We start from the raw sequence: 9,743 nt of genomic DNA, 5'->3' as shown, positions 1-9,743 counted from the left end.
ATCGAAAGATATCTCGCCGCCGATGTCGAGAATGCGCATGTGGCTCCGTCCCAGTGATGTCAGCGAAGTTCGCGACGAGAAAGCGATCAGAGGAGACAACCATGGCCAAGTACCTGATGCTCAAGCACTACACAATGGCCCCCGAGTACATGCAGTACACCCCGATGGAGGAGTGGACGCCGGCCGAAGTCGACGCGCACATGAACTACATGAACGCTTTCGTCGACAGGCTCAAGAAGACGGGCGAATACATCGGCTCGGAGGCACTGTCGCCCGAGGGCACGTTCGTCCGATACGACGGTGAGGGAAAGCCACCGGTCACCGATGGTCCATTCCCCGAGACCAAGGACCTCATCGCCGGAGGAATGATCATCGACGTCGAATCCTATGACCGTGCACTCGAACTGGCGGGCGAACTCTCGGCGGCACCGGGTGCCGGCGGCGAACCGATCCGCGAATGGCTCGAACTCCGCCCCTTCATGGGAGTCACACCGAACACGACGGACTGAACGAGTGACCATGAACGACGATGAGCTGCGCAACGCCGTGCCGATCGTGATCGGCATCCTTCAGCGGAGGGGAGCAGACTTCGCCACCGCCGAGGATGCCGTTCAGGATGCCCTGATCGAGGCGTTTCGCACGTGGCCGGAGAACGAACCCCGCCATATGCAGGGCTGGCTGATCACGGTCGCCTGGCGCAAGTTCCTCGACCGAGTCCGGGCTGAGTCCTCCCGGTCAGCGAGGGAGGAACATGCCTGTGCACTGGACACGGATGCGGCGACCACCTCGGCCGATGACACCGTCGATCTCTATTTCCTGTGCGCCCATCCTGACCTCAGCCCAGCCTCGGCGGTGGCACTGACTCTGCGGGCCGTCGGCGGGCTGACGACCCGGCAGATCGCCGAGGCCTACCTGGTGCCGGAGGCGACGATGGCTCAGCGCATCTCTCGAGCCAAACGCACTCTGGCCGGGCGTCGGCTCAACCGGCCTGGAAGCATCTCCGCGGTCCTCACGGTGCTCTATCTCGTGTTCAACGAGGGCTACTCCGGTGACGTCGACCTCGCGGCAGAGGCCATCCGCCTCACTCGGGTGCTGGCCGCATCGATCGACCATCCCGAGGTCTCCGGTCTGCTGGCGCTCATGCTCATCCACCATGCCCGCCGCGAAGCCCGGTTCAGCGGCGATGGTGGACTGATCACCTTGGGCGAGCAGGACCGGTCTCGGTGGGACTCCCACCTCATCGCCGAGGGCATCGGCATTCTGCAGACCGCGCTCGCCCGCGATGAACTCGGCGAATTCCAGGTCCAGGCGGCCATCGGCGCTCTCCACGCCGATGCACAACGAGTCGAGGACACCGACTGGCCCCAGATCGTCGAGTGGTACGACGAACTGCTCAGGTTCCACGACAGCCCGATCGCGTCCCTCAACCGGGCTGTCGCGATCGGTGAAGCCGACGGGCCGGCGGCCGGGCTGGCCCAATTGGACAGACTCGATGAGACTCTGCCGCGCTACTTCGCCGTCGAAGCGCACCTGCGAGAGCGGGCGGGAGAAGACGAGGCGGCGGCGAAACTCTACGTCAAGGCCGCGGCCAAGGCGGGCAACCTCGCAGAGCGCGACCACCTCATGCGTCAGGCGGCCGGCTGAACTCCGAGCGCTGAGGACTGAGCACCGAACTCGCGGTAGTCTGAGCGCATGGTTGAAGCAAGCGTGGACAGCGTCATGGAGACACTGGCGGCGATGGAGGAGCCCAAGGCCCGTGCCGTCAATGAGAAGCACGGTGACGACCACGGTGTGAATCTGACCAAGCTGCGGGCCGTGGCCAAGGAGCTGAAGAAGAACGACGAGCTCGCCGTCGAACTGTGGGACACCGGTGATACCGCGGCGCGTCTCGTCGCGATCCTCATCATGCGGCCCCGCAGCTATGACGCGGAGCGCCTCGATGCCATGCTGCGCGAGGCTCGAAGACCGAAGGTCCACGCCTGGCTGGTCAACTACATCGTCAAGAAGTCGAAGCATGCCGAAACACTGCGCCTGGCCTGGATGGACGACCCCGACCCAGTCATCGCCTCAGCCGGGTGGGCATTGACCAGCGAGCGTGTGAACAAGTCGCCCGAGGGCCTCGACCAGGCAGGTCTCCTCGATATCATCGAGGCGCAGATGCTCGGCGCCGAAGAGCGCCTGCAGTGGGCGATGAACGAAACCCTGTCCTCCATCGGCATCGAGAACGAACAGCTGCGGCCACGCGCCCTCGCCATCGGCAACCGCCTCGGCGTCCTCAAGGACTATCCGACCCCGCCCAACTGCACCTCTCCCTTCGCGCCGACCTGGATCACGGAGATCGTGGCCCGCAGGCAAGCGGAATGAGTCCGACCTAGACCGCCACGATGTGAGGGTGCTGCCGGTGGAAATCGGTGGCCTGCTGGAACGCATGCCCTGCGGCCAGCAGCAAGCCCTCCTGGAAGTCTCCGGCGACGAACTGAGCGGCCAGCGGGGTGCCGCGTTCGGAGAACCCGGCGGGCAGGGTGATCGAGGGCATGCCACAGTTGTCGATCGGTGCCGTCGGAACCGTCACCGCGGCAAACAGTTCGGCATCCGAGCCGAGGTTCTCCATCTGCGTGATCGTCGGTGAGGCGGCTCCGATGCCCGGAAGCAGCAGCAGATCGATGTCGGCCATGAGCCCGCGCATGCGACCGGTGAATGCACGTCTGGATTCGAGCAGCTCGTGGTAGTCGACGGCACTGAGTCCGCGCCCGATCTCGATGAGGCCGGCGAGGTCGGGTCCGTACTCGGCTGACCTCGAAGGATAGTTCTCTGCATGAACGCCCGCGGTCTCGATTCCGCACAGGGCAGTCCATTCCTGCGCGGCTTCGGGAAGCCCGGGGGTGCGCACGTCGAGGACGCGCCAGCCGAGGTCGATGAGCACCTCAATCGTGGACTCCAGCATCTCATTGGTGACGTCATCGAAATGCTCGGCGGCCAGTTCGCGGTCGAAGCCGACGACCGGAGCGTGGTCGAGTTCGAGCTGCTGGCTGTAGCGGGGGACCGGTTCGAGGGCCGAGGTCGGGTCGTTGGGGTCATGGCCGGCAATGGCCTCGAGGATGATGGAGGCGTCGCGTGCGCTGCGCGTCATCGGGCCGATGTGGTCGAGGCTCGGCGCCAACGGGAAGATGCCGTTGCGCGAGACCCGGCCCCAGGTGGGTTTGAGTCCGGTGACCCCATTCGCCGAGGAGGGCAGCCGGATCGATCCGCCAGTGTCCGAGCCCAGCGACCCGTAGCAGAGACCGGCGGCGGTGGCGACGCCCGAGCCGCTCGATGAGACCCCGGACCAGGTGTTCGGCTCCCAGGGGTTGACCGGAGTCGGCAGGTCGGGGTGGTGGCCGGTGAAGGCGCCCTCTGTGAGACGCAGCTTCCCGAGGATCACGGCCCCGGCGGCCCGCAGGCGCGCGACGACGGTGGCATCGTAATCGGGTTGGAAGTCGGAGTGGATCGTGGTGCCCGCGCCCGTGGGCGCATCGTGGGTGTAGGCCAGGTCCTTGATCGCCAGCGGCACACCGTGCAGCGGTCCCAGCCAGTCTCCGCGAGCCAGGCGCGCATCGAGAGCATCGGCTTCGGCCAGTGCCGATTCCCGCATCAGGGTGACGAAGGACAGGAGATGGGGGTCGAGCTCGGCGATGCGGTCGACCATGGCCTGCGTGGCGTCTCTGGAGCTCAGACGCCCGGACCTGATGAGCTCCGAGACCTCGTGCAGTTCGCGGAACTCGAGTCCGCTGTTCGCCGAGGTGGTTGTGCTGCTGGCCATGGACGCCTCCTTGCATCGGTTGTCCTCATGCTATCGGGGAAAGTCCGGAAGGTCACTGCTGGTCAGCTCCGCCCCCGGCGAGTTCTCGCAGGGCCTGGACATGAGCCTCGAGACGGGAGGCTCCCTCTGGGGTGATCGCGACCCAGGTGCGGGGCCGTTTGCCGACATAGCCCTTCCTGACCTCGATCATGCCTGCCTTCTCAAGGGCGGAGATGTGTCGGGAGAGCACGGAGTCCGAGACTCCGAGGGACTCGCGCAGAAGCTTGAACTCGGCCCTGTCTCGATTCTTCAGGCTCGCCACGATTCCGAGGCGGGTGGGATTTCCCAGGTCGGACTCGATCCGAGCCAGGGAGCCGCCGAGGTGGGGGATGGGTTCGGGTGATTCGTCAGTCATGATGTCTCTCGTTTGCGGATAGTCGAGGTCCAGCGGCGGTCGTTCAGCGGCGCAGACCGATGAAGGCCATGATGGGCGAGACGACCCAGATGAAACCGGCCGCGGCGAACGGTACCCAGGAAGAGGGGGCGAACCAATCGACGACGATCGCTGTGAAGAGGGCGACGAAGGTCAGCGGCAGCCAGATGCAGAGCACGAGGGTCGAGCGACGGCTCCAGCTCAGAGCCTTGACGAGGTAGACGAGCAGGGCTGGGACCAACCAGGCGAGACCTGCGCCGAGGAGAATCAGCTGCGTCGTGTTGTCCTCGATGACGCCGATGGCGACGATCCCGACGGAGAGGGCCGCACTGTAGACGAAGAGCATCGTGACCAGTGGCCAGGCATCGCCGGACCGTGCCTGGGTCTGCTTCGCTTCGACCTGCGAGAGAAGGTCCTCGGCCTGCTGCGGGGTGGGCGTGCTCATGACAACTCCTTCGTTGAATTCCTCACCGCTGCACGGTTCACTTTCGAATGAAAGTAATTACATAATAGCAAGTAGTTTCCAAAGTGGAAAGTTGTTTGGCAAAGGTTTTTTCGGAAAGAGTCGAACGAGCGTCGGAGACAGCCGGCAGTGCGTGGGGCTCAGGGGGCAGCCGTGGCAGCGACGGTGGCGGCGAGTTCCGTGGCGCTGGCGAGGTGGTCGTCGGCGACCTCGCCGGTGACGATCAGAGGGTCGAAGGCGAGCTTCCAACCAAGGCCCGTGGTGATCTGCTTCATCGCCGTCTCCGCGCCGGTCGTGTCGTAGCCGCCATGGATCCAATAGGAGAACGGTCGGCCCGCAGTCGGCTCCCTGACCTCGTCGTACGTGGTGTCGAAGAAGTGTTTGAGGGCGCCGGAGATGTAGCCGAAGTTCGCGGTCGTGCCGAGGACGAAGCCATCGGCGGCGAGCACGTCGGCGGCCGTCGCCTCCAGCGCCGGGCGGACGGTGACGTCGACGTCACCCAACTCCGGCATGCGCAGACCGGCCAGAGCCGCCTCGGCGATTTCAGACGTTGCCTGTGACGGAGAATGATGAACGAGCAATATGCTGACCATGGGACAAGACTAACTCTGCAGCAGTTCGACGAGGGAGGAATCGTGGCAGTCATCTTTGATCCGCTTCGCGGGCGGACACGGCCTGCGGCCAGCCATACCGATGAGGAGATCATCGACGTGCTCACCGGAACCACAGGTGGAATCGACACGACCGGCTGGGCGGTTCTGACGGGGGCCGGGATGAGTACCGACTCGGGTGTTCCCGACTATCGAGGGCCCGACGCCGTGCCCCGGCAGCCGATGACCCTCCAGACCTTCCTGTCCCACCCCGATCAGCGTGCCCGCTACTGGGCGCGTTCGTGGATGGGCTGGCCGCGTATGCGCTCGGCCCGACCGAATGCAGCACACCTGGGGCTCGCGCGGCTGCCGGTCGCCGGAATCGTCACGCAGAACGTCGACGGTCTCCACCAGGCCGCGGCACGGGAGAAGGACAGTGACAGTCCGGTCATCGACCTGCACGGCAGCCTTGATCGCGTCATCTGCCTCGATCAGGGACACATGTTCGACCGGGACTGGGTCCAGAGGCAGCTGAGCGAACTCAACCCGGACTTCGCGGAGCTCGTGGGAATCGATCCGATCGATGTCGAGACGGCACCCGACGGGGACGTCGACTTGGAGGAGACGAGTGACTTCACCGTCCTCGACTGCCCCCGCTGCGACGGAATGCTCAAACCCGACGTCGTCTACTTCGGTGATTCCGTGCCCCCAAGCCGGTTGCAGGAGGCCAATCGGGTATGCGATGAGGCTGCCGGCATCGTGGTGCTCGGATCCTCACTCGCGGTCCTGTCCGGGCTGCGATTCGTCCGGGCGGCCGCGAAGGCGTCGAAGCCCGTCGTCATCGTCACCGACGGGCCCACCAGAGGCGACGAGCTCGCCGATTATCGTTCGATCTCCCGCGTCGCCGATTTCGTGCACGATTGGGCATTCAGGCGAATCCAAGGCGAGGATGAAAGGCTTCGAGAATGAGCAGCTTTGCACGAACCGAACGCCTCCGCCTCGTCGATGCAGCACGCAGGGCCGGTGAGGATGCCCCGACTCTGTGTGAGGGCTGGACTACACGTGACCTGGCCACGCACCTCGTCATCCGCGAACGTCACCCGGTTGCCGCCCTCGGCATCTTCGTGCCGAGGTTCGAGGGCAAGCGCGCGGATCAGGAGCAGGCGTATGCCTCGATGCCGTATCCGCGTCTGCTGGGTCTGGTGGCATCCCCGCCGAGGTGGACCCCGGGTGGGTGGCCCGGCGTCGAATCGGTGATGAATACCGCCGAATATCTCGTCCACCACGAAGACATCCGACGCGCGGAGATCGAGTGGATCCCGCGCCGCCTGTCCCAGGCCGAGAACCGTGCGGTGTGGGCAGCGTGCCGAACCGCGCTCCTGCCCTTCGCTGCCAAGGCCGAGGGGCGTGTGGAGATCAACAGCCCCGGCTTCGGCCAACGCGGTGCGGGTGGACAGGGCAGTGGCAGCACAGCCACCATCACCGGTGAACCTGTGGAGCTCCTCCTCTACCTCATGGGCCGTGAGAAGCATGCCCTCGTCGACGTGAAGTGAGACGACTGCGGCGCACGGCGATGCGGGGGAAAACCCCCGAACAGGTGAACGGTTTATATCATTTCGCCTGCCGCGCAGGGTTTCTAGGCTGGTACCAACAGCACAGAGACGAGCAGAGGCAGAATCATGGACCCGAACTACACACCCAACGCTGAATACACATCGAACACCGGCTACTACGACTCGAACCGGAACTATGGCACCGGAGCGCAGCCGCCGCAGTCGTACCGTGCGCGGGCCGAGGACGATCCGGGCAAGGTCCTGGGAATCATCTCCCTGGTCGCGACGCTCTCGACGTTCCTCGGCTTCAACGTCATCGGGCCCATCGTCGGCATCATCACCGGCCACATGGCGCGCAAGAACTCACGGAGTGCGGGCTTCGCCGACAATGAGATGGGCAAGTGGGGCTTCATCCTCGGCATCGTCTTCATCTCGCTGGCGGCCCTCGGCGGCCTGCTCGGCCTCACGTTTGCCGGGGTCGCCGGACTGGCCGGAATCCTCGGAGCCTGAGGGGCAGAAGTCCTGCGGAACTCAGTAGCCGACCCAGGCTCCGCGCTCCTGATCGAGCACACGGGGGTGGAGCAGGGTCGAGGCCTTGATCTCGCCGACGGAGGCCCGATTACGGTCGGGAGGAAAGGTCGTGGAGGCGGCGAGCACCTCGGTGGTGGCGAATTTCAATCCCTCGGGAGAATCCCGAGGGATTGTCACGTCCGGACCCTGTTCGCTGGTCCCGCCGTGTCCGGAGGCATCGGCGAGGAAGTAGCCCCAATCACCGAAGCTGGGGACATCGACGTGATAGGGCGTGGTGGACAGACCGGCCTCGGCGACGGCCTCCCCGATGCCCCAATAGGCTTCCGGGGCGAAGTACGGGGAACCTGCCTGGACGACGAGGCGGGCCTCGGGAGTCATCACCTGCTTGATCAGTCCGTAGAACTCGATGCTGTAGAGCTTCGAGGTAGCCACATCGTCAGGGTCGGGCAGATCGGCGATGACCGCGTCATAGGCGGTGTGCTTCGCTTCGCGCAGCCAGGTGAAGGCATCGGCTGCGATGGTCGTGACTCGAGGATCGTCGAGCGCATCTTCGTTGAAGTCGGTGAAGTGCTCAGAGTTCTTCGCGAGCTCGAGGACACGCGGGTCGAGGTCGACGAGCGTGATCGATTCGACCTCGGGGTACTTCAGGATCTCACGTACCGCCAGGCCGTCCCCGCCGCCGAGGACGAGGACGTTCTTCTTCGGCCCATTCATCAGCGGGTGCACGAGGGACTCGTGATAGCGGTATTCGTCCGCCGAGGCGAACTGCAGGTCTCCGTTGAGATAGAGCCTCGTGTCCCCGGTCTTCTGTGACTCGGTGAGCACGATCTCCTGATAGTCCGTGCGCTGGGAATAGACGATCGGGTCCCGGTAGAGGCGCTGGCGGGTGGTCATCTCGATGTCGTCGGTGTAGACCCAGACCACGGTGAGGCCGCCGACGATGACGACCAGCAGTCCTGCCAGGATGACCTTTGCCCGGGTGCCGATCTCGGCGCGGAAGAGCCAGAGAACGATGAGGATGCCCACGACGGTGTTCGTGATGCCCACTGCCAGGGCACCGCGGGGCAGGCCGAAGACCGGGAGCAGGATGAAGGGGAAGGCGAGTCCTCCGACCAGCCCTCCGACATAGTCGGCGGCGAAGAGATCGGCGACGGCGCTCGAAGCCTTCTGCGCGCGGATGCGCTGGACGAGCTCCATGAGCAGAGGGATCTCCGCGCCGATGAGGGCGCCGATGACGAAGGCGAGGACGACCATCGCGACCGTGTAGACATCGGCGAAGGCGAAGGCCAGGTAGAGCAGGATGACCGAGAGCCCGCCGATGATGCCCAGGGCGGCCTCGATGAGGGCGAAGGCGACGGCGGCGAACCTTGTCAGGCGCTTCGTGGCCAGAGACCCGATGCCCATTGCGAAGACCATCACCGAGAGCACGATGGAGGCCTGGACGATCGTGTCGCCCAGGAGGTAGGAGCCGAGCGCAACGAGCGCGAGTTCGTAGACCATGCCGCAGCTGGCACAGATGAAGACGGCCAGGAGCACGAAGAACCGTGCGGGCCCCGGCTTCAGCGGCAGTGTGATCGAGCGTGGAGCGGCTGTGTCAGGCGAAGAGCTCAAAGGAGTGCTGCGGCCATGATGCCCGCGATGCCCACGTGAGCGGAGGCATTGACCCACACTTCAGGGTGAAACGCATCGGGTTTGATCATATCGCCGAGCTTGCCGGGTGTGAAGGCGTCGATGAGCAGGAAGCTCAGGGCCATGAGAATGATGCCGACGATGCCGAAGACGAGTGTGGAGATGATGCCGAAAAGGAAATCATCCGCGCTGGCCCGGATCGCGGCGATGACGATGATCGCCACACCGAGGAGGTCGGAGGCCACGAGGACCACGGCATTCTTCGACTTCTGCTGCCACAGGATGACGTGGAGCTTTCCGGGGGTGAGGAGGTCGACGACGAAGTAGCCGATGAGCATGAGCGCGAGGCCGCTCACAGCGTAGGAGAGGACGATCCCGATCTCGAGGATGAGGTCTGCCAACATGATTGCCTTTCAGAGTGCTGTCGGTGCTGTCGGTGCTGTCGGTGCTGTCGGTGTCGCGGATGCTGTCATTTGCCTGTGCCGGGCCCGCCTCCGCGGAATCCCGAGCCATCGCCGTAGTTCGTGCCCGAGCTGCTGGAGCTGCCGCCGAAGAAGGGCAGGAAGAAGAACCCGCCGCCCCCGCCGCCGGAGCCGTCCGAATCGTCCGTGCAGCCATTCATGATGCTGCCGAGGAGCATGACGATGACGACCAGCGCGATGATGGTGCCGCAGCCGCAGCCTCTCTTCTGGGGGTCCTGACCATTGTTCGAGGGGCCGGAACCGCCGCTTGGACCGCGTCCATCGCCGGGACCGCGCCCGCCGCC

At 65.0% G+C, this 9,743-nt stretch carries 12 protein-coding genes and 1 pseudogene; 6 read left to right on the top strand and 7 right to left on the bottom strand.

The window, feature by feature from the left end; translation table 11 throughout:
• Positions 1 to 101: 101 nt before the first annotated feature.
• Genes L0G76_RS11305 through L0G76_RS11295 form a run of 3 tightly spaced genes read left to right on the top strand, consistent with a single transcriptional unit; the run spans position 102 to position 2,364 of the window.
• Positions 102 to 509, top strand: coding sequence for a YciI family protein (locus L0G76_RS11305; RefSeq protein ID WP_304357318.1), 408 nt, complete (start codon positions 102 to 104; stop codon positions 507 to 509).
• A gap of 10 nt (positions 510 to 519) precedes the next feature.
• Positions 520 to 1,644 (top strand): RNA polymerase sigma factor, encoded by a 1,125-nt coding sequence (locus L0G76_RS11300; RefSeq protein ID WP_304357319.1) that lies wholly within the window; start codon positions 520 to 522, stop codon positions 1,642 to 1,644.
• A 48-nt stretch (positions 1,645 to 1,692) separates the two neighbouring features.
• Positions 1,693 to 2,364, top strand: a complete 672-nt coding sequence (locus tag L0G76_RS11295) for a DNA alkylation repair protein (protein WP_304357317.1) — start codon at positions 1,693 to 1,695, stop codon at positions 2,362 to 2,364.
• Between the two features lie 7 nt (positions 2,365 to 2,371).
• Here the strand turns inward: L0G76_RS11295 and L0G76_RS11290 are convergent, their stop codons facing one another.
• From L0G76_RS11290 to L0G76_RS11275, 4 genes are all read right to left on the bottom strand, one after another.
• Positions 2,372 to 3,799 (bottom strand): amidase, encoded by a 1,428-nt coding sequence (locus L0G76_RS11290; RefSeq protein WP_304357316.1) that lies wholly within the window; start codon positions 3,797 to 3,799, stop codon positions 2,372 to 2,374.
• 52 nt (positions 3,800 to 3,851) lie between these two features.
• Positions 3,852 to 4,193 (bottom strand): winged helix-turn-helix domain-containing protein, encoded by a 342-nt coding sequence (locus L0G76_RS11285; RefSeq protein WP_304357315.1) that lies wholly within the window; start codon positions 4,191 to 4,193, stop codon positions 3,852 to 3,854.
• A 43-nt stretch (positions 4,194 to 4,236) separates the two neighbouring features.
• Entirely contained in the window at positions 4,237 to 4,656 is a 420-nt protein-coding gene (locus tag L0G76_RS11280) for a hypothetical protein (protein ID WP_304357314.1), read from the bottom strand.
• A 158-nt stretch (positions 4,657 to 4,814) separates the two neighbouring features.
• Positions 4,815 to 5,267, bottom strand: coding sequence for a flavodoxin family protein (locus L0G76_RS11275; RefSeq protein WP_304357313.1), 453 nt, complete (start codon positions 5,265 to 5,267; stop codon positions 4,815 to 4,817).
• Between the two features lie 42 nt (positions 5,268 to 5,309).
• Here L0G76_RS11275 and L0G76_RS11270 point away from each other — a divergent pair, with 42 nt between their 5' ends.
• The 3 genes from L0G76_RS11270 to L0G76_RS11260 all read left to right on the top strand — a co-directional run bounded on the left by L0G76_RS11270 (position 5,310) and on the right by L0G76_RS11260 (position 7,327).
• Complete coding sequence (locus L0G76_RS11270; protein ID WP_304357312.1) at positions 5,310 to 6,233, top strand: Sir2 family NAD-dependent protein deacetylase; 924 nt, start codon at positions 5,310 to 5,312, stop codon at positions 6,231 to 6,233.
• Positions 6,230 to 6,817, top strand: a complete 588-nt coding sequence (locus L0G76_RS11265) for a TIGR03085 family metal-binding protein (RefSeq protein WP_304357311.1) — start codon at positions 6,230 to 6,232, stop codon at positions 6,815 to 6,817. Before L0G76_RS11270 ends, L0G76_RS11265 begins: the two co-directional genes overlap by 4 nt.
• 126 nt (positions 6,818 to 6,943) lie before the next feature.
• Positions 6,944 to 7,327 (top strand): DUF4190 domain-containing protein, encoded by a 384-nt coding sequence (locus L0G76_RS11260; protein WP_304357310.1) that lies wholly within the window; start codon positions 6,944 to 6,946, stop codon positions 7,325 to 7,327.
• 21 nt (positions 7,328 to 7,348) lie between these two features.
• Here L0G76_RS11260 and L0G76_RS11255 read toward each other — a convergent pair whose 3' ends face one another.
• The 3 genes and pseudogenes from L0G76_RS11255 to L0G76_RS11245 all read right to left on the bottom strand — a co-directional run.
• The gene (locus L0G76_RS11255) at positions 7,349 to 8,959 is read right to left on the bottom strand and encodes a polyamine aminopropyltransferase (protein WP_304357309.1); all 1,611 of its coding nucleotides are present in this window, start codon (positions 8,957 to 8,959) and stop codon (positions 7,349 to 7,351) included.
• Positions 8,956 to 9,381, bottom strand: coding sequence for a DUF350 domain-containing protein (locus tag L0G76_RS11250; protein WP_304357308.1), 426 nt, complete (start codon positions 9,379 to 9,381; stop codon positions 8,956 to 8,958). Before L0G76_RS11250 ends, L0G76_RS11255 begins: the two co-directional genes overlap by 4 nt.
• Before the next feature lie 65 nt (positions 9,382 to 9,446).
• A pseudogene (locus tag L0G76_RS11245) lies at positions 9,447 to 9,743 on the bottom strand (hypothetical protein); the annotation flags it as partial.

The organism is Brevibacterium picturae, from assembly GCF_030453725.1.
GTDB lineage: Bacteria > Actinomycetota > Actinomycetes > Actinomycetales > Brevibacteriaceae > Brevibacterium > Brevibacterium sandarakinum_A.
The sequence above is the reverse complement of the archived record's forward strand: the minus strand, read 5'-3'. Positions and strand labels throughout refer to the sequence as shown.